This is a genomic window from Streptomyces sp. NPDC050418 (genome assembly GCF_044458745.1).
Classification (GTDB): domain Bacteria; phylum Actinomycetota; class Actinomycetes; order Streptomycetales; family Streptomycetaceae; genus Streptomyces.
Map to the genome: position 1 here is coordinate 302439 of NZ_JBITIG010000007.1, position 24699 is coordinate 327137.

Annotated in this window: 23 protein-coding genes and 1 pseudogene; 7 read left to right on the forward strand and 17 right to left on the reverse strand. The window is 72.3% G+C overall.

Translation table 11 applies throughout. From position 1 onward, the window contains the following. Positions 1-80 precede the first annotated feature (80 nt). Positions 81-3812: an AAA family ATPase gene (locus ACIBI4_RS19130; RefSeq protein WP_399205089.1), complete on the forward strand. Its 3732-nt coding sequence runs from the start codon at positions 81-83 to the stop codon at positions 3810-3812. Positions 3813-4034: 222 nt separating this feature from the next. Here the strand turns inward: ACIBI4_RS19130 and ACIBI4_RS19135 are convergent, their stop codons facing one another. From ACIBI4_RS19135 to kdpF, 7 genes are all read right to left on the reverse strand, one after another. After that, the gene (locus tag ACIBI4_RS19135; protein ID WP_399205090.1) at positions 4035-4799 is read right to left on the reverse strand and encodes a PepSY domain-containing protein; all 765 of its coding nucleotides are present in this window, start codon (positions 4797-4799) and stop codon (positions 4035-4037) included. Positions 4800-4953: 154 nt separating this feature from the next. Then, a complete protein-coding gene (locus ACIBI4_RS19140; RefSeq protein ID WP_399205091.1) occupies positions 4954-6396 on the reverse strand; it encodes an MFS transporter in 1443 nt (480 codons plus the stop codon). A gap of 36 nt (positions 6397-6432) precedes the next feature. Further along, positions 6433-6729 (reverse strand): heavy-metal-associated domain-containing protein, encoded by a 297-nt coding sequence (locus ACIBI4_RS19145; RefSeq protein ID WP_399205092.1) that lies wholly within the window; start codon positions 6727-6729, stop codon positions 6433-6435. Positions 6730-6892: 163 nt separating this feature from the next. After that, positions 6893-7624 (reverse strand): potassium-transporting ATPase subunit C, encoded by a 732-nt coding sequence (locus ACIBI4_RS19150; protein WP_399205093.1) that lies wholly within the window; start codon positions 7622-7624, stop codon positions 6893-6895. Between the two features lie 5 nt (positions 7625-7629). Then, a complete protein-coding gene (gene kdpB / locus ACIBI4_RS19155) occupies positions 7630-9738 on the reverse strand; it encodes a potassium-transporting ATPase subunit KdpB (protein WP_399205094.1) in 2109 nt (702 codons plus the stop codon). Beyond that, positions 9735-11399 (reverse strand): potassium-transporting ATPase subunit KdpA, encoded by a 1665-nt coding sequence (gene kdpA, locus ACIBI4_RS19160; protein ID WP_399205095.1) that lies wholly within the window; start codon positions 11397-11399, stop codon positions 9735-9737. Before kdpA ends, kdpB begins: the two co-directional genes overlap by 4 nt. An 11-nt stretch (positions 11400-11410) precedes the next feature. Next, entirely contained in the window at positions 11411-11500 is a 90-nt protein-coding gene (kdpF, locus tag ACIBI4_RS19165; protein ID WP_399205096.1) for a K(+)-transporting ATPase subunit F, read from the reverse strand. Positions 11501-11935: 435 nt separating this feature from the next. Between kdpF and ACIBI4_RS19170 the strand changes: the two genes are divergently transcribed. Beyond that, on the forward strand, positions 11936-12478 hold the full coding sequence (locus ACIBI4_RS19170; protein ID WP_399205097.1) for a hypothetical protein: 543 nt from the start codon (positions 11936-11938) through the stop codon (positions 12476-12478). Positions 12479-12521: 43 nt separating this feature from the next. Here the strand turns inward: ACIBI4_RS19170 and ACIBI4_RS19175 are convergent, their stop codons facing one another. Further along, entirely contained in the window at positions 12522-12791 is a 270-nt protein-coding gene (locus tag ACIBI4_RS19175) for a hypothetical protein (RefSeq protein ID WP_399205098.1), read from the reverse strand. Between the two features lie 126 nt (positions 12792-12917). Then, the gene (locus ACIBI4_RS19180) at positions 12918-13313 is read right to left on the reverse strand and encodes a RidA family protein (protein WP_399205299.1); all 396 of its coding nucleotides are present in this window, start codon (positions 13311-13313) and stop codon (positions 12918-12920) included. Positions 13314-13457: 144 nt separating this feature from the next. On the opposite strand from ACIBI4_RS19180, the gene ACIBI4_RS19185 reads away from it, so the two are divergent. Continuing rightward, the gene (locus tag ACIBI4_RS19185; protein WP_399205099.1) at positions 13458-14450 is read left to right on the forward strand and encodes a helix-turn-helix transcriptional regulator; all 993 of its coding nucleotides are present in this window, start codon (positions 13458-13460) and stop codon (positions 14448-14450) included. Between the two features lie 13 nt (positions 14451-14463). Here ACIBI4_RS19185 and ACIBI4_RS19190 read toward each other — a convergent pair whose 3' ends face one another. Then, complete coding sequence (locus ACIBI4_RS19190; RefSeq protein WP_399205100.1) at positions 14464-14907, reverse strand: PIN domain-containing protein; 444 nt, start codon at positions 14905-14907, stop codon at positions 14464-14466. Further along, positions 14904-15113, reverse strand: a pseudogene (locus tag ACIBI4_RS19195) (hypothetical protein); the annotation flags it as partial. The pseudogene ACIBI4_RS19195 and the gene ACIBI4_RS19190, both read right to left, overlap by 4 nt. Before the next feature lie 58 nt (positions 15114-15171). Between ACIBI4_RS19195 and ACIBI4_RS19200 the strand changes: the two are divergent. Continuing rightward, positions 15172-15513 (forward strand): hypothetical protein, encoded by a 342-nt coding sequence (locus tag ACIBI4_RS19200; RefSeq protein WP_399205101.1) that lies wholly within the window; start codon positions 15172-15174, stop codon positions 15511-15513. Positions 15514-15545: 32 nt separating this feature from the next. Here ACIBI4_RS19200 and ACIBI4_RS19205 read toward each other — a convergent pair whose 3' ends face one another. Continuing rightward, positions 15546-16010, reverse strand: coding sequence for a hemerythrin domain-containing protein (locus ACIBI4_RS19205; RefSeq protein WP_399205102.1), 465 nt, complete (start codon positions 16008-16010; stop codon positions 15546-15548). Positions 16011-16090: 80 nt separating this feature from the next. Here ACIBI4_RS19205 and ACIBI4_RS19210 point away from each other — a divergent pair, with 80 nt between their 5' ends. Beyond that, positions 16091-19345, forward strand: coding sequence for an ATP-binding protein (locus ACIBI4_RS19210; protein ID WP_399205103.1), 3255 nt, complete (start codon positions 16091-16093; stop codon positions 19343-19345). Between the two features lie 88 nt (positions 19346-19433). On the opposite strand, the gene ACIBI4_RS19215 is transcribed toward ACIBI4_RS19210, so the two are convergent. The 3 genes from ACIBI4_RS19215 to ACIBI4_RS19225 all read right to left on the reverse strand — a co-directional run bounded on the left by ACIBI4_RS19215 (position 19434) and on the right by ACIBI4_RS19225 (position 21978). Next, a complete protein-coding gene (locus ACIBI4_RS19215) occupies positions 19434-20288 on the reverse strand; it encodes an ABC transporter permease (protein ID WP_399205104.1) in 855 nt (284 codons plus the stop codon). Further along, positions 20285-21310, reverse strand: coding sequence for an ATP-binding cassette domain-containing protein (locus tag ACIBI4_RS19220; protein WP_399205105.1), 1026 nt, complete (start codon positions 21308-21310; stop codon positions 20285-20287). The genes ACIBI4_RS19215 and ACIBI4_RS19220 overlap by 4 nt, the downstream gene beginning before the upstream one ends. A gap of 77 nt (positions 21311-21387) precedes the next feature. Next, positions 21388-21978: an NADPH-dependent FMN reductase gene (locus tag ACIBI4_RS19225; protein WP_399205106.1), complete on the reverse strand. Its 591-nt coding sequence runs from the start codon at positions 21976-21978 to the stop codon at positions 21388-21390. A 210-nt stretch (positions 21979-22188) separates the two neighbouring features. On the opposite strand from ACIBI4_RS19225, the gene ACIBI4_RS19230 reads away from it, so the two are divergent. Continuing rightward, the gene (locus tag ACIBI4_RS19230; RefSeq protein WP_399205107.1) at positions 22189-22668 is read left to right on the forward strand and encodes an SH3 domain-containing protein; all 480 of its coding nucleotides are present in this window, start codon (positions 22189-22191) and stop codon (positions 22666-22668) included. An 83-nt stretch (positions 22669-22751) separates the two neighbouring features. On the opposite strand, the gene ACIBI4_RS19235 is transcribed toward ACIBI4_RS19230, so the two are convergent. Then, on the reverse strand, positions 22752-23144 hold the full coding sequence (locus tag ACIBI4_RS19235; RefSeq protein WP_399205108.1) for a hypothetical protein: 393 nt from the start codon (positions 23142-23144) through the stop codon (positions 22752-22754). A 95-nt stretch (positions 23145-23239) separates the two neighbouring features. Then, positions 23240-24079, reverse strand: coding sequence for a hypothetical protein (locus tag ACIBI4_RS19240; RefSeq protein WP_399205109.1), 840 nt, complete (start codon positions 24077-24079; stop codon positions 23240-23242). Between the two features lie 109 nt (positions 24080-24188). On the opposite strand from ACIBI4_RS19240, the gene ACIBI4_RS19245 reads away from it, so the two are divergent. Continuing rightward, positions 24189-24662: an RrF2 family transcriptional regulator gene (locus ACIBI4_RS19245; RefSeq protein ID WP_399205300.1), complete on the forward strand. Its 474-nt coding sequence runs from the start codon at positions 24189-24191 to the stop codon at positions 24660-24662. Positions 24663-24699 lie beyond the last annotated feature (37 nt).

Below are 24699 nucleotides of genomic sequence, written 5' to 3' on the forward strand. Positions count from 1 at the left end.
TGCCTGAATCCCGTGCCGAGGACCCCCCCCCAGGCTCACCCCGGGGGGTCCTCGGCACGAGCGGTTAACCTGGCGCCCTCATGGACGCACCGCAGACGGCAGAGACGGCTCCCGTCCTGCGTCTGCACCTCCTGGGGGGATTTCGGGCCATACGCGAAGGTGGTCCGGCGGCCGCCGAGAAGTGGCCGCGGCCCAGCGCCCAGGCCCTGGTCAAGCTGCTCGCCGTCACCCCCGGCCACCGGCTGCACCGCGAGCAGGCGATGGCCGCGTGCTGGCCGGATGCCGACCAGCAGTCCGCGACCGGCAGCCTCCGCGTCGCGCTGCACGCGGCCCGCCGCGCCCTCGAACCCGAGCTCGCGCCGCGCGCGGCCTCCTCGTATCTGATCTCCGAAGGCGCCCTGCTGCGGCTCGATCCGGCCACCGTGTGGATCGACGCCGACCAGGTGGAGACCTCGGCCCGCCACGCGCTCGACGACGGATCCGTCGCTCACCTCACCTCCGCGCTACGGGAGTTCCGCGGCGAGCTGCTGCCCGAGGACCGCTACGCCCAGTGGGCCCGCGCCCGCCGCGACCAGCTGGCCGCGCTGCGCGAGGAGGTGCTGCTCGCGCTGGCGGCCGCGCACATGGCGCAGGGCGCGCCGGCCGAGGCGGTGACTGCGGCCGAGCAGGTGCTCGCGGCCAGTCCGGCCGAGGAGCGGGCGCACTGCGTGCTCATCGACGCGTTCGTACGGCAGGGGCTGCGGCGCCGGGCCGTGCACCAGTACCACCTGTGTCGCGAGGCGCTCGACGCCGAGCTCGGGGTGCGGCCCGGGCCCGGGACGGAACGGCTGCACCGCGCGGCGCTCGCGGCGCCGCCCGCGCTCTCGCCCACGATCCGGCCGACGCTGCCGGCGCCGCTGCGGTCCGCCCGTACGACGCCGTTGCACGGGCGGGCCGCGGAGCTCGCGCGGCTGCTCGCGGACGAGGGTCCGCCGGTGCGGCTGCTCACAGGCGAGGCGGGCGTCGGCAAGACACGGCTCGCCGGGGAGGCGGCGCGGCGGGCCGTCGCTTCCGGGACGGTGGTGCTCTGGGGGGCCGGGCACGACGCGGAGGGGCACACGCCGTACGGGGTGTTCGCGGAGGCGCTCGACGGGTGGCTGGCCGGGCGGGATGTCGCCGAGCGGGCGCGGGTCGGGGCGGAGTACCCGGAACTCGCCGCGTTCCTGCCCTCGTTGGGCCAGGTGCCCGCGTTCGGACGGCGCAGCCCCGAGGAGGAGCGGGACCGGCTGTTCCGCGCGACGGCCGGGCTGCTCGGCGAACTGGCCTCGTACCGGCCGGTGCTGCTGGTCCTCGACGACCTGCACGCCGCCGACACCGGCTCCTACCAGCTCCTCACGCACCTGGCCCGACGCACGGGCCTGCGCTTCCTCGTCACGTACCGCGAGGAGGAACTCCCTCCCGCGGACCCCCGCCGCGCGGACCTGACGACCTTGCTCCGCCAGCGGCTGGCCGTGGTGGAGCCCGTGCCGCGGTTGGGACGGGCGGCTTGTCTGGCGGTGGCGCGGGATGTGGTGGGGGTGGGGGCGGCCGGGGTTTCTGGGGCCGGGGTTTCTGGGGCCGGGGTTTCTGGGGCCGGGGTTTCTGGGGCCGGGGTTGCCGCGGCCGAGGTCTCCGAGGAGTCGGCAGGGTTTGCGGACGAGGAACGGCTGGGGCGGGTCTGGGAGTTGTCGCTCGGCAACCCGTTGTTCGCGCTGGAGCTGGCGCGGGGGTTGGTGGCGGCGGGGCGGGACGGTGCGGCGGGTCGGGCAGGTGGGGTGGGTGAGCTCTCGGCTGGTGACGGGGTGGCTGGTGACGGCCTGGCCGGTGGCGGGGCGGCTGGATACGGGACGGCTGGATACGGCCCCGGTGACGCGACGCCTTCGCGCACGGCGGCCGAGGCCGTCACCCCGAAGCGCGGCACATCGCCGGTCGAGCCCTCGGAGCACGCCCGGCCGGCTGCCCCCGGTGAACTCACCCCGGGCGCTGCCGCCGAGCCCGGCGCCGGGCCTGAGCTCGTCGCCCCCGACGGGATACGGCAGCTCGTGGCCGAGCGGCTCGTGCGGCTTGATCATGGGGCGCGGCGGATGGTCGAGGTGTTGTCCGCGGCGGGGGCCGTGGCCGTGACCGATGAGGTGCTCGACGTGGCCGCGCAGGGCCTGCATCCGCCCGTGACCGGGGCCGAGGCGGCCGAGGCGCTGGAGCGGGCCATCGCGGCCGCGCTGATCGAGGAGCGGCCCGTCGTCGTGTCGGGGCGGCAGCAGCCGGGGCTCGCGTTCCGGCATCCGCTGGTGCGTCTGACCTGTTACGAAGGGCTGAGTGCCGTACGCCGCCGGCAGTTGCACGGCGCCTTCGCGCAGGCCGTGCAGCGCCGCAGGCCCGAGGCCGTGGACACCCTCGCCACGCACTTCGCCCGAGCCGACGACCCGCGCGCGGCCGACTACCTGCGCCGCGCGGCCGAGCGCGCCGCAGCCCTGTACGCCAACGACACCGCCGACCGCTACTACCGCGACCTGGTGGTCCGCCTCGACGTGGACGCGGCCCGCGCCCGCCTGGCCCACGCCCATGTACTGCGCCGGATGGGCCACTTCGAGCAGGCGGCGGACGTACTGCGGCTCGCGCTCGCCGAGTTCGAGCGGCGCGGTGCCCACGACGACGCCGTCCTCACGGCCGCCCTGCTCGCCGAGACTCTGGTGAAGACGAGCGCCACCGCGTCGGCCCGGCGCATCCTGCGCGCGCACCCCGTCGGTGAGGACACCGCGCCCGAACCGGCCGCGCACCACCACCTCGCGCTCTCCGTGATCCGCTGCGTCCAGGGCCGCTACGCGGAAGGCGCCGCGGCGGCCCGCGACGCGCTCACCGCCGCGAGTGCCGTACCGGGAGCGGCCGGACAGGGCCTCACGGCCCGCGCCTTCGCGCTGCAGGCCGCCAACCTCGGGCTCGACGGCCGCTTCGAGGGAGCCCGCGCCGCGGGCGACCAGGCACTCGCGCCCGCGGAGGCGTACGGCGATCCGACGCTGCTCGGCTCGGTCCTGTCCACCCTGCGCGAGAACGCACGGCGCGCGGGCCGTCTGCACGAGGCGGTGGAGATCGGCACCCGCGCGCTCGGTCTCGCGGAGCGCTCCGGCGACCCGACCGCCGCCGCCTTCGAACGCGCCAACCTCGCGGAACTGCGCCTGCTCCTCGAAGAACCCGGCCCCGCCCGCGCCCTGGCCGAGCAGGCCGTGGCGGGCGCGGAGGCCTACGACGCGTGGTGTCTGCCGTACGCGCTCATGACGCTGGCTCTGGTGCACGTACGCCTCGGCACCCCCGACGAGGCGGGCGCCCTGCTCGACCGCGCGGGATCCGTGGCCGACGCGCGCGGCGACCGGCAGGCGCGGCACGAGGTCCGCGCGGCCCGCGCCGAACTCGCCCTGCGCGCCCGCCGCCCCGACGAAGCACTGGACGTGCTGGCCGGCCACACGGCCGACGACCCCGTCCTGGCCTCGTGGGCCGAACTCCTCGCGGACCGGCCGGAATCCGCCGCCGCCTTCGCCCGTACGGAGGTGGCCCGGGCCGAACGGACCGGGGAGCGGCTCGCGGAGGTGGAGGCACGGATCGCACTCGGGGTGGCGCTGATCCGGCTCGGGCGGGAGCGGGCGGGGGAAACGGGCCCGGCGGGCGAGTCAAGAGCGGCAGGCGAGTCGGGCCCGGCGGGCGAGGGCGAGTTGAGCCGGGCCGCATCGCTGGCCGCCGCCCTGCCCTACCCGGCGGGAACGCGGCGGGTGGCCTGGGCGCGGGAGCTTCTGGGCACGTAGGAGCCTCCGGCGCGAGGGGGGCTCGCGGCCGGAGGCTCCGGGGGTGGCCGTCAGCCGGGGGACACCTGACGGCGGCGGGGAGGGGGACGGGGGTCGGAGGTCGGGGGTGGTCGGTGGACCACCAGGGACGTGCGGGGCGGCCTCGGCCGCGGCCGAGGCCAGTGGACCTCAGCGGCGGGCGATACGTCCCAGCCGAAGCCGGTCAGCCGCCGTCACTCGACGTCAGCCCTCGTTGCGGTCGTCGCGGTCGTCGCGGTCGTCGCGGTCGTCGCGGTCGTCCTTGTCATCGTGGTCGTTCTTGTCGTCCCGGTCGTCGCGGTCGTCCGCCCGGTCGTCGCGGTCGTCGTTGTCGCTGCCCCGGTCGTCCAGGTCCTCCGTGATACGGGACGACTTGAGGTCCACCTTCCAGTCCCCCTCCGTGCCCTTGGCGTTCGTGGTCTCCACGTCCCAGGCCGGGGCGGCGCGGCGGTCGTCGTCATCGTTCTCGTCGAGGTCGACCGAGGTGACGAAGCCCTTGGCGGAGGCCAGTTCGGCGGCTTCCTTCGCGGTGGTCGTCGAGCCGCTGAGGGCGTTACGGGCCTCGCGGGCGTCGTCGGCGTCGTCGCGGTCGGTCTCCGTCGCGAGGATCTTGCCGGTCTTCGCGTCGACGTCGATCTCGTACCAGGTGGAGCCCTTGCCGAGGACGTCGACCTGCCACGTGCGGGAGTCGTCGTCCAGGTCGGCGGAGACCGCCGTGCCCGTCTGTGACTTCAGGGCCGCGTCGATGGCCTGGGCGGCGGTGAGGCGCGAGGTGGAGGACTGGGGGTTCGTCTTGCGGTCGTCGTCACGGGAGTCGTCACGCGAGTCGTCGCGGTCGTCGTCCCGCTCGGCCGAGGAGGACGACGAGGCCGGGGACGGCGAGCTGCCCGTGGCGAATGCGTACGCGCTGCCGCCCGCCACCAGCGTGGCGACCGCGACCCCGGCGATGACTATGTTGCTGCGCTTCATGACTTCGGTTCCTCCGTGAGTGGTCGGTCTCTGCGATGACCCCAAGGTGCCTGGAGGAGACTGAAGGGAACCTGAAAGCACCTGAAATGTCCTTCAGGTTCGGAACACCGAGAAGGCTTGGCCCGTGTCGGGGGACACGGGCCAAGCCCTCTGCTCACGCGGCGGCGCTCTCGCTCACCCCCTCCTTCGACCCGGCCGCGCTCCCGTCCGCCGCCGGCTGCTCGCGGCGGATCGTGGCGAAGGCGGCAAGGCCGCCCACCGCGGCGATCGCGGCCGCGGCCAGGAAGGCCGCGCCGAACCCGTCGGTGAGGGCGGACAGGTCGCCGAGGCGGTCGGCGCCCTGGGTGGTGGCCAGGGCCGTGAGGGCGGCCAGGCCGAGGGCCGAGCCCACCTGGTAGGTGGTGTTGACGATGCCGGAGGCCAGGCCCGCCTGCTCCTGCGGGGCGCTGGACAGCGCGGCCATCATCGCCGGGATGTACGCGAGGGACATGCCGAGCGCGGCGACCAGGGAGGCCGGCAGGACGTCCACCAGGAAGCTGCCGGTGGGCTCCACCGCGGACAGCCAGAGCAGTCCGGCCGCGAGGACGAGCAGTCCGCCGCCGATCAGCGGACGGGCGCCGAAGCGGGCGAGGAGCCGGGAGGTGATGGCCGTCATGAAGATCATGAGGAGCACGGTCATCGGCAGCAGCGCGGCGCCGGAGGCGAAGGCCCCGTAGCCGAGTACCTGCTGCAGGTAGAGGTTGAGGAAGTACCACATCGGGATCCACGCGGCGCCGAGCAGGGTCATCGCCAGGTTGGCGGGGGCCAGGCGCGGCACGCGCCAGATGCCGAGCGGCATCAGGGGCTCGCGGGACTTCTTCTGGATGAGGAGGAAGAGGGTCAGCAGGGCTGCTGCCGCGGCGAGTTCGAGGAGGGTCTCGGCGGAGCCCCAGCCGGTCTCCGGTGCCCGGACGACCGCGAAGACCGCGAGGGCGAGTCCGGCGGTGACCGTCACCGCGCCGAGCAGGTCGACCGCGCCGCGGCGGGGTGCGACGGCGGGCAGGATGCCGGTGGCGGCGAGAGTGGCCAGGCCGATGGGGATGTAGATGATGAAGACCCAGGGCCAGCTCAGCCACTCGGTGAAGACACCGCCGAGGAAGACGCCCGCCGTGCCGCCCGCGGGTGCGGCGGCTCCGTAGAGGGCCATGGCCTTGCCGAGTTCACGTGGTTCGTGGGCGAAGAGCATCATCAGGAGGGTCATCGAGGCGGGCGCGATGAGTGCGCCGCCCGCGCCCTGGACCGCGCGGCCGAGCACCTCGACCCAGGCGCTCTGCGCGGCGGCCGCGACGACCGAGCCCGCGAGGAGGACCACCCATCCCGCGGTGAACACCCGCCGGGCGCCCAGGAGATCGGAGAGGCGGCCGCCGAGCAGGAGCAGACCGCCGAAGGCGATCACGTACGCGTTGAACACCCACTGCAGGTCGCCCGGCGAGAAGCCGAGGTCGCGCTGCATCTCGGGAAGGGCCACCCCGATGATCGAGGTGTCCATGATGACCATGAACTGCGCCGTGGCCAGGACCCCTAGGGCCCACCAGCGGCGGGGATTGACGGTTGACATGACGGTCCTCGCTTGAGGGAGAGGGAAGGAGGGCGGTTACGCGGGCAGTCGGCCCGCGAAGTCGTAGCCGGCCTCGTCGACGGTCTCGGCGATGAGTGCGTCGAGGGCTTCGTCGGGCGGGGCGGCGGCGGTCACGGTGACCCGGCCGGTGCCGATCTCGACGGTGACGGCGGCGACTTGGGGCAGTGCTCCGACGGCCTGGCGGACGATGCCCTGGCAGTGGGCGCTGCCGATCCCTTCGACCTTGTAGACGACCTCGGTGGACGAAGTGGCGGTCGCGGCGGCGGCTGCGGGCGCGGCGGGGGTGGTGTGGGTGGTGTGGCACGCGGACATGGCGGTCTCCTCTGCACGAGTTCCGGTCGGCGACCGGGATCCTGGATACCCCTTGGGGGTATCTTGGCTGCGGACATAGATATACCCCCTGCGGGTATCGTCCGCAAGGGGTAGATCTCTTTCGTCGTACAGTCCGCGGGCTCCGAGCCCCGCGCGCGCGGCCCTACTTCGGGTGCACCAACTCCCTGAGCGCCACGTTGAGTTCGAGCACGTTCACCCGCGGCTCCCCCACGAATCCGAGGATCCGGCCGTCCGTGTGCTGCTCGACGAGCCGCTCGACCTGGCCGACGGAGAGGCCGTTGCGCTCGGCGACGCGGTGCACCTGGAGTTCGGCGTACGCGGGCGAGATGTGCGGGTCGAGGCCCGAGCCCGAGGACGTGACCGCGTCGGCCGGGATGTCCGACGGGTCGACCGTGTAGCCGGTCGCCTTGTTGTCGGCGGTGACGGCCGCGAGCGCGTCCTTCACCTGGGCGCACAGCGTGCCCTCCGCGGGCTCCGCCGGGCAGGACGCCTTTCCGGTCTCCTTGTCGTGCTCGGCGCCGTCCTCACCGGAGCGGTTGGTGGCGCCCGAGAGGATCAGCTCGTACTGCGTGTTGACCGAGTTGGTGCCGAGGCCGTTGGACGGCCGGGGCTGGAACCACTTCAGGTCGGGGCGCGGGGTGTCCTCGCCGTCCTTCAGCGGCAGGTTGTACGTCTGCCCGATCAGCGAGGAGCCGACGGCCTTGCCGGAGGAGTCGGTGATCTCGGACCCGTTGGCCTTGCCGGGGAACAGGGCCTGCGCGACGCCGGTGACGGCGAGCGGGTAGAGCACGCCGGTCACCAGCGTCAGGATGAGCAGCGCGCGCAGTGCGGCGCCCGCCAGGCGTGCGGTGTTTCCTACGGATTTGTTGTTCATTGCGGTCAGCCGATCCCGGGGATGAGCGAGAGGAGGAGGTCGATGAGCTTGATGCCGACGAAGGGGGCGACCAGGCCGCCGAGGCCGTAGATCCCGAGGTTGCGGCGGAGCATCCTGTCGGCGCTGGCCGGCCGGTACTGGACGCCCTTCAGGGCGAGCGGCACGAGCGCGATGATGATCAGCGCGTTGAAGACGACGGCCGACAGGATCGCCGACTCGGGCGAGGCCAGGCGCATGACGTTGAGCGCGTCGAGCTGCGGATAGGCCACCGCGAACATCGCGGGAATGATCGCGAAGTACTTGGCCACGTCGTTGGCGATGGAGAACGTGGTCAACGCGCCGCGGGTGATGAGGAGTTGCTTGCCGATCCCGACGATCTCGATGAGCTTGGTCGGGTCGGAGTCGAGGTCGACCATGTTCCCGGCTTCCTTCGCGGCGGAAGTACCGGTGTTCATGGCCACACCCACGTCGGCCTGCGCGAGGGCGGGCGCGTCGTTGGTGCCGTCACCCGTCATCGCGACCAGCTTGCCGCCGGCCTGCTCGCGCTTGATCAGCGCCATCTTGTCCTCGGGTGTGGCCTCCGCGAGGAAGTCGTCGACGCCGGCCTCCTCGGCGATGGCCTTGGCGGTCAGCGGGTTGTCGCCCGTGATCATGACCGTCCTGATGCCCATGCGGCGCAGCTCGTCGAAGCGCTCGCGCATGCCTTCCTTGACGACGTCCTTGAGGTGGATGACGCCGAGCACCCGGGCGCCTTCGGCGTCCTCGACCGCGACGAGCAGCGGCGTACCGCCGGATTCCGAGATGGCGTACGAGAGGTCGGCGGCGGCTTCCGGCACCGTGCCGCCGCGTTCGGTGACCCAGGCGATGACCGAACCTGTCGCACCCTTGCGGATCTTGCGGCCGTCCACGTCCACACCCGACATCCGGGTCTGGGCCGTGAACTCGATCCAGGTGGCTTGCTCCAGTTCCCCTTGGTGCCTCTCACGCAGCCCGTACTTCTCCTTCGCGAGGACCACGATCGAGCGGCCCTCGGGGGTCTCGTCCGCGAGGGAGGAGAGCTGGGCGGCGTCGGCGACCTCGGCGGCCGTCGTCCCGCGCACCGGCACGAACTCGGCGGCCTGGCGGTTGCCGAGCGTGATGGTGCCGGTCTTGTCGAGCAGCAGCGTCGAGACGTCACCGGCGGCCTCGACCGCGCGGCCCGACACGGCCAGGACGTTGCGCTGCACGAGCCGGTCCATGCCCGCGATGCCGATCGCGGAGAGCAGCGCGCCGATCGTGGTCGGGATGAGGCAGACCAGGAGCGCCGCGAGGACGATCATCGAGGTCTGCGCGTCGGCGCCCGCGTAGATCGCGAAGGGCTTCAGCGTGACGACCGCGAGCAGGAAGACGATGGTGAGGGACGCGAGAAGGATGTTCAGCGCGATCTCGTTGGGCGTCTTCTGGCGGGCGGCGCCCTCGACCAGGTTGATCATGCGGTCGATGAAGGTCTCGCCCGGCTTCGTCGTGATCTTGATGACGATCCGGTCGGAGAGCACCTTCGTACCGCCGGTGACCGCGGACCGGTCGCCGCCCGACTCCCGGATGACCGGGGCGGACTCGCCGGTGATCGCGGACTCGTCGACGGAGGCCACGCCCTCGACGACGTCGCCGTCACCGGGGATGACGTCACCCGCCTCGCAGACCACGAGGTCGCCGATCCTCAGCTCGGTGCCCGGGACGTGTTCCTCCGTCGTCCCGGTGAGCCGTCGCGCGACGGTATCCGTCTTGGCCTTGCGCAGGGTGTCCGCCTGCGCCTTGCCGCGGCCCTCGGCGACGGCCTCCGCGAGGTTCGCGAAGACGACGGTCAGCCAGAGCCAGGCCGTGATGACCCAGCCGAACCAGTCGCCGGGGTCGGTGACCGCGAGCACCGTGGTGACCACGGACCCGATCAGCACCACGAACATGACCGGCGACTTGACCATGACCCGCGGGTGCAGCTTGCGCACCGCGTCCGGAAGGGACCTGACCAGCTGCTTCGGGTCGAAGAGGCCGCCGCCGACCCTGCCCGGCTCCTTCGGAGCGGGAGGCGTCGCCCGCGGGGGCGTACGAGGGGGAAGGGTGTCGGTGTGGGTCATGACGCCAGTCCTTCGGCGAGCGGGCCAAGGGCCAGGGCCGGGAAGTAGGTGAGGCCCGTGATGATCAGGATGGTGCCGATCAGCAGGCCGGTGAACAGCGGCTTTTCCGTACGGAGCGTGCCCGCGGAAGCCGGGACGGGCTTCTGCTCGGCCAGCGAGCCGGCCAGCGCGAGGACGAACACCATGGGCAGGAAGCGGCCGAGCAGCATCGCGATGCCGATGGTGCTGTTGAACCACTGGGTGTCGGCGTTGAGTCCGGCGAAGGCCGAGCCGTTGTTGTTGGCGCCCGAGGTGTACGCGTAGAGGATCTCGGAGAAGCCGTGCGCGCCCGAGTTCGTCATCGAGTTGCCGGGCGTGGACAGGGCCATGGCCGCGGCGGTGAAGCCGAGGACGAGCGCCGGGGTGACGAGGATGTAGCAGGCCGCGAACTTGATCTCGCGGGTGCCGATCTTCTTGCCCAGGTACTCGGGGGTGCGGCCGACCATGAGGCCCGCGATGAACACCGCGATGATCGCCATGATCAGCATGCCGTAGAGGCCGGAACCCACACCGCCGGGTGCGATCTCGCCGAGCTGCATGCCGAGCAGCTGGATGCCGCCGCCGAAGCCGGTGAACGAGGAGTGGAAGGAGTTGACCGCGCCGGTCGAGGTCAGCGTGGTGGCGACGGAGAAGAGCGCCGAGCCGCCGATGCCGAAGCGGGTCTCCTTGCCCTCCATCGCGCCGTGCGCGAGTTCGAACGCCGGGCCGTGGCCGGAGAATTCGGTCCACATCATGAGGCCGGTGAAAAGGAGCCAGATCCCGGCCATCGTGCCGAGGATCGCGTAGCCCTGCTTCAGGGAGCCGGTCATCCGGCCGAAGGTGCGGGTCAGCGAGAACGGGATGAGCAGGATCAGGAAGATCTCGAAGAGGTTCGAGAGCGCGTTGGGGTTCTCGAAGGGGTGGGCCGAGTTGGCGTTGAAGTAGCCGCCGCCGTTGGTGCCCAGCTCCTTGATGACCTCCTGCGAGGCCACCGCGCCGCCGTTCCACTGCTGCGAGCCGCCCGCGAACTGGCCGACCTCGTGAATACCGGCGAAGTTCTGGATGGCGCCGCACGCCACGAGGACGATCGCGCCGATCACGGCGATCGGGACGAGAATGCGGACGGTGCCGCGTACCAAGTCGGCCCAGAAGTTGCCCAGTTCACCGGTACGGGACCGGGCGAAGCCCCGTACGAGCGCCACCGCCACGGCGATCCCCACGGCCGCCGAGACGAAGTTCTGCACCGCGAGGCCGCCGGTCTGCACGACGTGGCCCATGGCCTGCTCGCCGTAGTACGACTGCCAGTTGGTGTTGGCGACGAAGGACGCCGCGGTGTTGAAGGCCTGGTCCGGGTCGATCGCCACGAAGCCGAGCGAACCGGGCAGGACGCCCTGGGCGCGCTGCAGCCCGTACAGGAAGAGGACACTGACCGCGGAGAAGGCGAGGACGCCCCGCAGGTAGGCGACCCAGCGCATCTCCGCGTCCGGGTTGGCGCCGATGGCCTTGTAGATCCACTTCTCGACGCGCAGGTGCTTGTCCGAGGAGTAGACCTTGGCCATGTAGTCGCCGAGGGGGCGGTAGGCGAGGGCCAGTGCCGCTATGAGCGCGAGCAACTGGAGCACGCCGGCGAGTTCGGAACTCATATCCCTGGTACCTAGAACCTCTCCGGCTTGATGAGGGCGAGGACCAGATAGCCCAGGAGGGCGACGGCGACGATCAGGCCGACAACGTTTTCGGCACTCACAGCTTCGCCACCCCCTTGGCGATGAAGGCCACCAGCGCGAAGACCGCGATCGTGGTGACGACGAAGGCCAGATCGGCCATCGCAAGCTCCCGGTTCAGTAGGTGCTTCCGCAGAGATCCTCGATTGGAGTCTTCGAATGGGATCTTCGAATCGGATCTTCGGAAACGATCGGACGCTTCGAGGAAAGCTCCGTTTATGACCGGCACAGCTGTCGTTGACGGCTCCCATACGCGGGAACGTCCGGACTTGACGCGGCACTGACGGGTCTTGACGCCGCCCTGACGCGCGGGGACGCCAGGACACCCCTGACCGGCGGGCGGGCGGATCCGGCCCGCGTTCCGGCGAACCGGCGGGGGCGTCAAGAATGAGTGCGCAGACCATCAGTACGGCGTCAACGCGGCGTGGGCCGGGCCGCCGTGCTCCTACCGTCGTGGCATGGGACACCCAGCCTCCGAACCCGAGCCTCCCGATCGCCCCGACTCCTCGGCCGAGGACCGGCATTGGGGATCGGAACTGCGCGACGCCACCCTCTGCGCCCTCTCCCTCGCCTCCCTCCTCACCTTGGTCGACGGGGCGGCGGGCTCGCTGACCTGGCCCCGCGCCCTTCTCTGGGCGGGCCTCGGCGCCCTGCTGTACGTGATCCTCTTCCCGCCCCGCGTCCGCGCGGGCGACGGCTGGCTGGAGCAGCGCACGCTCCTGCGCACCCGCCGCGTCCGCACCGACCGGCTCGTCTCGGTCCGCTGGCTGGACGGGGTCTCCCAGCGCCTGCTGCTCCGCGACGACCACGGCGTACGCGTCGAGCTCGACCCCCGGGTCCTCACCCGCAACCCGGACCTGTGGCAGCTGGTCGACGCGGGCGCCCGCACCTCGGTCGAACGCGGCCTGCTGCGGTGCGGGGCCACGGCGCTGCGGCAGCTGTCGCGGCGGGTCGAGAGCGAGACGGCGCGGGTGCTGTTCCGGATCTCGGGGATGAAGTAGCGCTGAGGCAAGGGCCGACGCAGGGTCGATCAAACCCGGGCGGCTACAACTCCTCGTAGTGCGTGTCGCGTTCCCACGCGACCATGGTCCGCCAGCGGTCGTCGCCGGCCAGATAGCTGAGGAACGCCGCCATGACGATTTCGCGGGTCGGCACGTTCACCTGGTAATGCCGTGAGGGTCCGCCGTCGCGGTAGTCCAGATTGAACAGGTCGCGGTCCGCGAGGTAGTTGGTCTGGATATAGACCTGGTCGGCGCTGCCGAGGATCGCGATCGAGTGGTCGCCTTTGCCCAGCGACTCGATCAGGTCGATCACGTCATCGCGTGTCGCTTCGTCGGCAACAGTGGCGAAATCGGTTTCCAGGTACACGGTTTGCCTTCCGCAGGAGGAGCCGAACCTAGCCGAGCGGACCGCCGCGCGGCCAGGTTCCGGCACGCCCCCTCAGATCACTGCCGTCCCCTCCACCTCCACCATCAGCTCGGGCAGCGCGAGCCGGGTCACCCCGAGGACCGTGGTCGGCGGGGTCGCGCCCGTGCGGCCGAGGCGGGCCGCGAGGGTGCCGTAGTGCTCGAAGAGACGGTCCATGTCCGTGGCGTAGACCGTGAGACGGACCAGATGCGTGAGGTCCATCTCCGCCTCCGCGAGCACCGCCTCCAAGTTGTCGAGGGCCAGGGCGAGTTGGGCCGCCATGTCGTCCGGATGCTGCGGCTTGCCCTCGGCGCTCGTCGCGGTCTGGCCCGCGCAGTAAAGGGTGCGGGTCTGGCCCGTGACCACTTCGCCCTGGTGGTAGCCCAGGCCGGCGGACCAGGTCCACGGGTTGACGGCGGTGCGTTCGATCGTCATGACGGCTCCTCGGTTCGTCGTACGCGAAGATCGCTCGGTCGTACGGGGGCGTGGGCGCCGCCCGCGTCGATCTCCTCGCGACCCACCCTCCCCGGGCATCACGACACCCTCTGTCATGTATGTGCTTAAGCTCGCCGCATGCGCGCCGACCGGCTGGTCTCCCTCGTTCTGCTGCTGCGGCAGCACGGTCGGATGTCCGCGGCCGCCCTCGCCCGCGAGCTGGAGGTGTCCACGCGGACCGTCCTGCGCGATGTCGAGGCGCTGTCCACGGCCGGGGTCCCGGTGTACGCCGAGCGCGGGCGGCACGGCGGCTTCGCGCTGCTGCCAGGGTTCCGTACCGAGCTCACCGGGCTCACGCACGACGAGGCGCTCGCCCTGCTGGTCGCCGGATCGCGGCGCGGTACGCAGGCGTTCGGGCTCGGCTCGGCGCTCGCGTCCGCGCTGCTCAAGGTCGTGGACGCGCTGCCCGCGGGCTACCGGGACGAGGCCGCCGGAGCGGCGGAGCGGCTGCTGATCGACCCCGGGACGGATCTCCTCGCGCGCCGGCCGGCCGTCGAGGAGGTGCCGGACGCCGTCCTCTCCGTGGTGCGCGGCGCGGTCCTCACCGGGCACCGTCTCCGGATCGAGTACGCGGCCGCCGACGAGGCCCCGGCATGGCGCACCGTCGACCCGGTGGGCCTGGTGACCGTACGCGAGAAGGGCTATCTGCTCGCGCTGCGCGCCGGAGCGGACCGTACCTACCGCCTGTCCCGCATCCGGGCCGCCGAGGAACTCGACGCACCGGCCGACCGGCCCGCCCGCGTCGATCTCGAACGGACCTGGCAGGAACGGGCCACGCGGTTCCGGTACGGCGGCGGCGGTCAACTCACCGTGCGCGTACGGCTGAAGCGGGCCCGCCGCGAGGAACTGCTCGGGACGGCACTCGCCGTCCACCGCGAAGAGGCGGACGGGGAGGGCTGGTCGGTCCTGGAGGCCACGTTCCAGGACGCCCGCCACGCGGAGTGGGCCCTGTGGCAGCTCGCCACGGACGCGGAGGCCCTCGCACCGGAATCCCTGCGGGAGGCGCTGGGGCGGCGGGCGGCGGGGCTGGCGGCGCACTACGGGGGTGCGGGAGCGGACCGGGTGCGGTGAACGTACCGGTGCCCTACAGGGGCAGGTCGTCCGGCAGGATCCGGTACGCCTTGTGCCGACTCAGCGGGCGGACCGCGCGGAAGTCGCGCCGGTCCAGCGTGAGGATCGCGTCCGTGTCGTAGTCGGCGGCAAGGGCCATGTTCACCGCGTCGGCCAGATCGAGGTCGAGGTCCTGACAGCGAGCGCGGACGGACTGGGCCGCACCGAGGTGCTCTTCCGTGATCTCCGGCGCGATGACACGACCTCGCCGCATCCAGCCGCGGATGTCGTCGATCGCACTGATCGCGGCCTCCCTGCCCAGCTCACGGGTCGCGACGTGGTCGAGTTCGGCCAGCAACAGCGGGGACAGAACGAGCAGGCCTGCGGCGAGGATCGCCTCGCCCGCCGCCTCGTGCTCGGGGTGCGTGGAGTCCAGAGCCGCCAGCAGGCCCGAAGTGTCGGCGATGACGATGATCACGCGGTGGTTCCGGAGTCTGCCTCACGCTGCACGGCGTCCGCCACCGTGTCGCGCACCTCGCCCTTCGAGAGCGTCCGTCCGGGCCCTTCGAAGGTGCGCGAGAAGAGCGGCTCGTCCCACACACGGTTCGCCATCGCGGCCAGGTGGATGCCCTGGCGGATGATCTCGGCCTCGCTTATGCCGCGCCGCTTGGCGGCTTCCTTGAGCCTCCCCGCCCCCGGCTACGCTCGGACGACCCCCGACGCAGCGGCCCGTGAGGAGATCATGTCTCTGTCCTTCGCCTTCGAACTCGTACGCCGTGGGTACGACCGTGCCGAGGTCGACGCAGTCATCAGCACGCTCGTCGCCGAGCGCGAGCGGGCGCTTGCGGAGCTTGTCGCGCTGCGGGAGAAAGTCGGGAAGCTGTTCCCGCAGGAGCCGCTCCCCGATGCCGCGGACCTCTCGTTCCCGCCGTCACCGGAGGGTGTGCCGACGCAGGGCCTCACGATCGTGCGCCGCGGCTACGACCGCGAGCAGGTCGACACGAGCATCGGCCGGCTCGTCACCGACCGGGACCGCGCCCGGGCGCAGGCCGCGGCGCTGAAGCAGCGGTACGCGCTGAGCTGACCACTGGCACCCCGGGTACGCCACCGCAATCCTCACAGCGCGCCCTCCCCGGGGTGCGCCTCCCGCCACGCCGCCATCGACCGGTTCCAGTCCTCGCCCGACAGCGCGGTGAGGGAGGCCGGGAACAGGCCGTCCTCCTCCTTCGCGATGTGCAGGTGCAGCTCGTGGACCGCCTCCTTGAGCGTGTGGACGTCCGCGGGGTCCGTCAGGTCGAGGGCGGGCAGGAGTGCGGAGAGCTCGCGGTGTTCGCGTACGAGGTCGGTGATGTAGTCCGTGTACTCGGGGTCGTCCCGCATCACCGCGAAGAGCCCGTTCTCCTCGCCCGACCAGTGCGAGGCCAGTTCGGCGGCCATGACGGTGACGAGTTCGCGGGCCCGCTCCACGTTCCCGTGCTCCAGCGCGCGGAGCGCGTCTCCCGCCGCGTCGGTGACCCGCTCGTGCTCGGCGATGAATTCCTTGATCAGCGGGATGTCCCGGCAGCCGCAGTAATGACACATGCCTCTCTGTGTACGGGGTGCAGGTCCCCGCGCGCGGAAACGACAGGCCGGTGTCAGTGCCGCCGCCTATCGTTCCAGGCATGACCCCCGCACTGATCGGGCGCGAGCACCCGGCCCGTGTCCTGCGTACGGAGATCGACCGGACCGCGGAGACGCACGGCGGGCTGCTCCTTGTCACGGGCGAGCCCGGGATCGGGAAGACCACCCTGGTCGGCGAGGCCGCGCAGCAGGCCCGCGAGCAGGGTGTCCTCGTGCTGCCCGGGGCGTGCTGGGAGTCCGGGGGCGCGCCCGGGTACTGGCCGTGGGTGCAGGTCGTGCGGGCCCTGAAGCGCTGGGCCACGCCCGAGGAGGCCGCTCTCGCCGAGGAGGCGGCGGGCGACGGGCTCGGGGTGCTGCTCGGCGAGGTGCGGGCGCGGGCGGGCGGTGCCGGTGCGGATGACCCGGGGGCGTTCGCGCTGCATGACGCCGTGACCAGCGCGCTGGTGGCCGTCTCGCAGGAGCGGCCCGTGATGCTCGTCCTCGACGATCTGCACTGGGCCGATCCCGCCTCCCTCAAGCTCCTCGAATTCGCCGCCGGCCACGCCTGGTTCGAGCGGCTGCTGCTCGTCGGCACGTACCGGGACGCCGAGGTGGAGGCCGAGGGGCATCCGCTGCGGGAGCTGATGCTGCCCCTGGTCGCGAAGGCGACGACGGTGACGCTGACCGGGTTCGACGAGGCCGGGACCGGCGCGCTGATGGAACGCACGGCCGGGCAGCGGCCCTCCGGCGACCTGGTCGCCGCGGTGCACCGCCGCACGGGCGGCAATCCGTTCTTCGTCGAGCAGACCGCCCGGCTGTGGGCGAGCGGCGGGTCCGTGGACGCCATCGCGCCCGGCGTGCGCGAGATGGTGCGCCGCCGCCTCGCGTTGCTGCCGGAGCCCGTGTCCGGGCTCCTGTCGACGGGCTCGGTGCTCGGCCGCGCGTTCCACCGCCAGGTGCTCGCCGCGGTCGCGGGCGCACCGGCCGCGCAGGTGGACCGGCTGCTCGACCAGGCGGTGACCGCGCGGCTCGTGGTCGCGCACGGCGGCGGACGGTTCGGGTTCGTGCACGATCTCGTCCGGGAGACGCTGTACGAGGCGCTGGACGAGGGCGAGTTGAAGGAGCGGCACGCCGCTGTCGTCCGGGCGTGGGAGCAGCTGCCGTCGGTGGCCGCGCGGCTGCACGCGGGCGAGCCGGCGCGGCACGCGTATGCGGCGGGTGACGCGGTGCCCGCCGAGACGGCGGTGCAGTTGCTGCGCGAAGCCGCCCAGGACGCGGCCTCGCGGATCGCCACCGACGAGGAACTCACGCATCTGCGCCGGGCTCTTGAGCGCTCGGCCGGGCTGCCCGACCCGGGGCTGCAGGTGATCGCCCGGCTCGCGCTGGCCGACGCGCTGCGGCACGGCGCGGCGCCGCAGGACGCGCGCCGTGAGTTCGAGGAGGCCGTCGACCAGGCCCGTGCGCTCGGCTCGGCGGAGCTGCTCGCGCGGGTCGCGCTGTCGCTGCACGGGCACTGGCATCCGATGCCCGAACTGCGCCAGGGCACCGTCGAGGACCTGCTGCGCGAGGCGCACCAGGCGCTCGGCGCGCGGGGATCGGCGGAGCTGAGCGCAGAGCAGCTCGCGCAGGAGCTGAGCATCCGTACGGCCGTCCTCGCGCGGCGGCACGGCGACGACGAGGCGCTCGGCTTCAGCCTGTGGGCGCGCCACCACGCGATCTGGGGCCCGGGCACGGCGGCCGAACGGGTCGCGCTGGTCGAGGAGTTGACCGCCCTGACCCGCCGGTCGGGCGATGTCCAGGGCGAGCACTTCGCGCGGGCGCTGACCTGGGTGGGCCTCGTCGAGCTCGGCGATCCGCGCTATCTCACCGAGTTCCGCGCGTACGTGGCGATGGCCGAGCAGGCGGATCTGCCGCGCCTGGACATCGGGGCCGCCGTGGACCAGGCGATCATCACGGCCCTCGCCGGCCGTTTCGCCGAGTCGGAGGCGCATCTCGCGGAGGCGGCCGGCCTCGCGGAGCGCGACCGGCACGGCGGCGACTACATGGTGCCGCTCCTCGACCACCACCGCTGGACCCTCTCGCTGCTGCAGGGCCGCGAGGACGTGACGCCCGCGCCGCTGCCGTGGATCAAGCGGATCGTGGAGGGGATCACGGCGGTGGAGCGCGCGGGCCTGGCGGGCGCGGTGGGCCGTCCGGGCTCGGGGGGATCCGGCGGGTCAAGCGGCTCGGGGGGATCCGGCGGCTCGGGTGGATCTGGCGGGTCCAGTGGATCCGGTGGATCCGGTGGATCCGGCGCGGAGCTGACCGAGGCGATCACGTACGCCCGTGAGCTGCTCGACCGCGGTGCCGAGAGCGACCAGGGCTTCCTGCCGCTGCGGCTCCGCTTTCAGGCGCAGGCCGCGGCGGCCTCCGGTGATCCGGAGCTGTGCGCGCGGGCGCGCGAGGCGATGCTGCCGTACGCGGAGCACTGGGCGGTGTCGATGTTCGGCTGGGACATCAGCGGCCCCTTCGCGCACTGGATCGCCCTGTGCGACCAGGCGCTCGGCCGTCTCGACGAGGCGGCGGACGGCTTCACGGCCGCGGCCCGCTCGGCCGACCTCCTCCAGTCACGGCCCTGGGCCCTGGAGGCCCGTTCCCGTCTCGCCCAGGTCGAGGCGGCCCGCGGCCGCCCGGGCGCGTCGGCGCTCGCGGCGCAGGTGGGCCGCGAGGCGGACGCGATCGGGATGCGCCAAGTGGTCGCCCGGATCAAGGACTTGGCGTCCATCACCCCGGACCGTCCGGCCCACGAGTTCCGCTTCGACGGCGCGGTCTGGCAGCTCACGTACGACGGGACGACCGTCGCGATGCCCGACGCCAAGGGCCTGCGCGATCTGCGGCTGCTCATCAGCCGCCCCGGCACCGACGTACCGGCCACGCATCTGCTCGCGCCCGAGGGCGGGGCGCAGGCGGTGGCGGCGAGTTCGCTGGGCGGCGACCCGGTCCTCGACGACGAGGCGAAGCGCCGCTACCGCGCGCATCTCTCCCGTCTGGACACGGCGATCGACGAGGCCTCCGAGGCCCACCGCCCCGCTCTCGAAGCCGAACGGACCGCGCTGCTCGACGAGTTGCGCCGCGCGGCCGGTCTCGGCGGCCGCACCCGCCGTCTCGGCGACGAGGCGGAGCGCGCCCGCAAGGCCGTCACGGCCCGGATCCGCGACACCCTCCGCCGCCTCGACGACCGCCACCCGGCGCTGGCCGCGCATCTGCGGGATGCGGTGAGCACGGGGGCGGTGTGCGCGTACCGGCCCGGGGAGCCGGTGCCGGGGTGGCGGCTGTAGCGCGGGCGGGAGCGAGCGGCGGAAGGGCTCCGCACGCGAAGGGGCGGGGCGGAAGGATCCGCCCCGCCCCATCGCCGTACAGGCCGCCCTACTTCTTCGCGTACAGCCGCATCGTGATCGGCCCGAACACGAGGAGCAGCAGGCCCGCCCAGCCCAGCGACCAGGCGATGTCCGCCGCCGGCCAGTCGCCCGCCATCAGGCCGCGGACCGCGGAGGCGAGGTGGGTGATCGGGCTGTTGTTGACGAAGGCCTGCAGCCAGCCGGGCATCGTCGTCGGGGAGACGAAGATGTTGCTGAGGAAGGTCAGCGGGAACAGGACCATCATGCTGACGCCCATCACCGACTTCTCACTGCGCAGCAGCAGACCGAACATGGTCCAGATCCACGAGAACGCGAACGAGAAGAGGATCAGCAGGGCGATGCCGAGCACCACGCCCACGAAGCCGCCGTCGGGACGGAAGCCCATGATGAGGCCGACGGCCAGCATCACGACCGACGCGATCGCGTAGCGCAGGGCGTCACCCAGGAGGTAGCCGACCATCGGCGCGGGCCGCCAGATCGGCAGCGTGCGGAAGCGGTCGAAGACACCCTTCTCGATGTCCGTGTTGACCGCGATGCCCGTGTACATCGTGATCATCACGACGCTCATCACCATGATGCCGGGCAGCAGTTGCTGGATGTACGCGCTCGGCGAGCCCGCGATCGCACCGCCGAAGAGGTACGTGTACATCACGACCATCATGATCGGGAAGGCGGTCACGTCGAAGAGCTGCTCGGGCACGTGCTTGATCTTCAGGATGGCCCGCCACCCGAAGGCGAGGGAAGCGGACCACGCACTGGGCCGTGGCGGCCGCTCCTTGGCGATGAGCAACTCGGCGAGGGATTCGGTGGAGACCGGGGCGAGGTCGGCGGTCTCGGTCGTGGTGGTCGTCGCGGTGCTCATGCTGCTGCCTCCTCGGCGAGCGCCGACTCCTGGCCGGACTCGGGCTTCTTGTCGGTGAGGGCGAGGAAGACCTCGTCCAGGCTCGGCTGGCCGAGCGAGAAGTTGTCGACGGTGATTCCGGCGCGGGCCAGCTCGGCCAGCGCGCGCGAGGCCTGCTCGGCGGCGGCCTCGCCATTGCCCGCGCCGCCCACGCGCGCGGTCAGCGCGACCGGGTCGGGCTCCAGGGTGACGGCGGCGTCGAGGGCCAGCTTCAGGAGCTGTTCGGCCTCGGGCCGCTGGTGTGCGTCCCGCAGCCGTACGTGCACGGAACCGGCGCCGACCGACGCCTTGAGCTCGCCCTTCGTGCCCTCGGCGATGACCTTGCCCTTGTCGATCACGGCGATACGGGAGGCCAGCTGGTCGGCCTCGTCCAGGTACTGCGTGGTCAGCAGGACCGTGGTGCCCTGCGCGACGACCGCGCGCACGATGTCCCAGACCTGGTTGCGGCTGCGCGGGTCGAGGCCGGTGGTCGGCTCGTCGAGGAAGAGCAGGTCGGGGGTGTTGAGGATGGACGCGGCGATGTCGATACGGCGCCGCATGCCGCCCGAGTAGTTCTTCACCTGCCGCGCGGCCGCCTCGGTCAGGCCGAAGGCCTCCAGGAGCTGCGCGCTGCGCTCGTACGAGGCGGGCTTGGAGTGGCCCAGCAGACGGGCCAGGAGCACCAGGTTCTCGGTGCCGGTGAGGTCCTCGTCCACGGACGCGTACTGCCCGGTCAGGCTGACCCGGCTGCGCACCGCGTCGGCCTCGCGCACGACGTCGTGGCCGAAGACATGGGCCTCGCCGCCGTCGGGGCGGAGCAGGGTGGCGAGCATCTTGACCGCCGTGGTCTTGCCGGCGCCGTTGGGGCCGAGGACTCCGTAGACGGTGCCCGCCGGGACGGCGAGGTCGATGCCGTCGACAGCGCGGTTGTCGCCGAAGGTCTTCACCAGACCCGCGGTCTCGATCGCCAGACCTCCTGACGATGCAGAGGTGTTCTTGCTCATCTTCCGTTCCTTCCGGAGGTGTTCGTGCGGTTCAGGAGGCCGTTCAGGAGGTGCCTGGTCTCATGTCGTACGGCGGTTCATGAGGTGTACGGGCGCCGGGCCCGTGCGTCCCGCAACGCGAGCCCCCACCACACGAGCTGGTCGAGCAGGGCGGTGGCGGCCCGGTCGGCGCGGTCCCCGTACGGTCCTGGGCCCGGTCGCTCGGTCCCCGGGTCTTCCCCGACGAGATGCAGACCGACCGTGTCCCGCAAACTCATCGCATGCAGCTCGGTGAATACGCAGCGCAAGTGCTCGACCGCGTACAGTCCCCGGCTGTCGTAGCCATAGGCGACATAGCCGACGGGCTTGGCGTGCCACTCGTCGTAGGCGTAGTCGACGGCCTGCTTGAGGGAGGCAGGGAAGCTGCGGTTGTACTCGGGCGTCACGATCACGAAGCCGTCCGCGCGGGCGATCCGGTCCGTGAAATGGGCCATGGCGCCGTTCGGGGTGGCGGGGTAACTCCCGGGGAAATCCGGGTAGTCGGCGAGGTCGATCACATCGAGCAGCAGATCGTCCCGCTTGCCCGCCCGCTCCGTGAACCAGCGCGCCACGTCCGCGCCGACCCGCCCCTCGCGTGTGGAGCCGATGATGACGGCGACGTCGAGGGGGCGATCGTTGTCATCCCGCATGGTCCGGCCTCCCTCGTCCCCGTCCTCGTACCGCCTCTCACCCCGTAGGCGCGCGATGCCGCCAGGCAGTCCGCCAGATCGGATCTGGCGGGCCGCGCGGCCCGTCGCGCGGGGCCTGTGCACGCCCGTGACCTGCGGCTCGGGTGGCAGCTCGGCCGAATGGGGGATTTGCTTGAGGTGGGGGTCCCCGAGGGGTGAAGGAGGGCGATCATGCGCACTTCCCCGGTCCTGCGCACCCTGTCCGCCGCGGTTCTCGCGGCCGGCGCGCTGACGGTCTCGGCGGCGGGACCATCCGCTGCCGCGGCGCCCGCCGCCGCCACCGTGGCACCCGCCTGGGAGGACGGCCCGATCTGGGGCACGGTGGTCTCCGGCAGCCTCAACCTGCGTGCGGAGCCCAACACTTGGTCCAAGGTGGTCGGCAAGATGTCGCACGGGGCGAGCGACCGCATCAAGTGCGGGGTCTACGGCGAGAAGATCAACGGGAACGCGTCCTGGTTCTGGCTGACCGGTGAGCGGGCCTGGGCGAGCGGTGCGTACATGTCCACGAGCCGCGGCGTCCCGGACTGCGGGGAATGGCGGCCCTCAGGGAACGACTCCTGGAACCAGCACCGCGACAACCACCGCCACGATCACAACAACCCGTGCCGGAACGACGACTGGTGCGACGCGTGCCGGGAGCAGTGGCGCTGACCGCGCCCGGTGCGGCCGGAGCGGCGTGCCGCTGCGGCCCGAGGTGGCGGGGACCGACGGTCCCCGCCACCTCGCGTAGTCCGTCAGTCCTCCGTCGTGTAGAAGCGGTAGAACGCGGCGCAGGCGACGGCCGCGCCGAAGAGGCCGGCCATGCAGATGCTGCGCAGGACGCTGGCGTCGGTGAGGCTGTAGAGCCAGCCGAAGGCGATGCCCGCGAAGGCACCCCAGGCGAAGGCGCGCATCTCGCGCGGCAGGCGCGGGGCGAGGCGGAGCACGCCGAGGTAGACCGCGCCGAAGACGACGGTCGAGATGATGCCGAGCCAGACGTCACCGGCGGTGATCGGACCGCCCGAGCGGTGGTTCGCCGCGGCCCAGTAGCCGTAGACGAGGGCGAACACGGGGGCGAGCTTGGTGAGCGCGCCGCCGCCTATGCCGCTGGTCCTGATCCCGGTGGGCCGGGGTGCCGCATGTGCCATGAGGTCGTCCTCTCCGGTACCCCCTTCTTCCAGGGCACACCGGCGACGGGGCGACGGCAACTCCTGCGGACGCCCTCGGCTTCTGGGGGCACGGCTCAGCGCCGCAGTCCCGGCACCCTCCGCGTCAGGTACACGACGAGCGCCACCACGAGACCGACCGCCACGATGACCCACACCGCCGTCCTGAGGCTCGACGTGAGCGCGTCGAAGACCGCGCCGGCCGCGCCCTTGGAGACGTCCGGCGGCAGATCGGAGAGCGTCAGCCGGCGCGAGATCCACAGCGCGAGGCCGAGCAGCGCCGACGCGAGCGCGACCCCGAGCGCGGTGGCGATCACCGCGCGCCGTCTCCGTACCGCGAGCGCGATGCCCGCGACAGCGCACAGGACGGCCGCGACGGGCAGCCAGATCCCCGCGACCTGCAGCATGTGCAGCCCCTTCCGCAGAAACACCATGTCCTTGGACTTCATGACCTCGACCTCGGTGTGCTGCACCGGGATCCGCTGCGCGAACGGCACCCCGTCCGCCACCAGCTGGTCCTTGATCTGCTGGGTGATCGGCGCGAGGTCGATCACGACACTGCCGTCGTCGCCGCTCTTCAGCGCCTGCTGCACGGCCTCGTGCGCCGCGCGGCTCGCCGCGTCCCAGGCGGTCCGGTAGGCGGCCGTGTCCGTGAACGAGCCGACCGCCTGCCGGATGAACTCCGTCAGCGTCTCCTGCAGCGGCCCCGCGTCGATGTTCCGGCCGATCTCGTCGGCGACTGCGGTGGAGACCGCGTCCTGCACATCGGGGTCGGAGGCGAGCGGCGCCATCGCGGCGACGTAGTTGTCGGTGTCGCCGATCTGGTACTTCGCCCAGGTCGACAGCGCACCGAGGGGGGTCAGGACACAGGCGAGCACGAGCAGCACCACCGCGATGGTTCCCCGAGTCCTGTGCACCCTTCCCACGCTCAGTGACCGAGGTGCGGGCCGCCAGCGGGGGTGGTACGCGCGGGTGTAAGCGGGCTTGCGTCACCTATCCTGGACATCTAGCATCCAGATTATGAAGATGAACGAGGGCGTGGAGTGGGCGCTGCACAGCTGCCTCAATCTCGCGTGGATCGGCGAGGACCGCGCGGTCACCGCGGCCCGGCTCGCGGCGTACCACGCGCTGCCCACCGCGTACCTCAACAAGCAGCTCCAGGCGCTCGCCCGCGCCGGGATCGTCTCCTCGGCACCCGGCCCGAAGGGCGGTTTCCGGCTGGCCAGGCCGCTGGAGCGGATCACGCTGATGGATGTCGTGACGGCGATCGAGGGCCCCGACGAGGCCTTCCGCTGCGCGGAGATCCGCAAGCAGGGCCCGGGCGCGCTGCCGGAGTCGGCGTACCCCCTGCCGTGCGCCATCGCCGAGTCGATGGCCGCCGCCGAGCTGGCCTGGCGCAAGGAACTGGCCGGGCGCACGCTCGACGACGTCCGCGAGCGCGCGGAGCGGCGGGCGCCGAACGCGCCCGGGGCGATCCGGCGCTGGTTCGAGAACAGCTGAAGCCATGCCCCCGCCGCGGGGGCCAGGAACAGGGGGT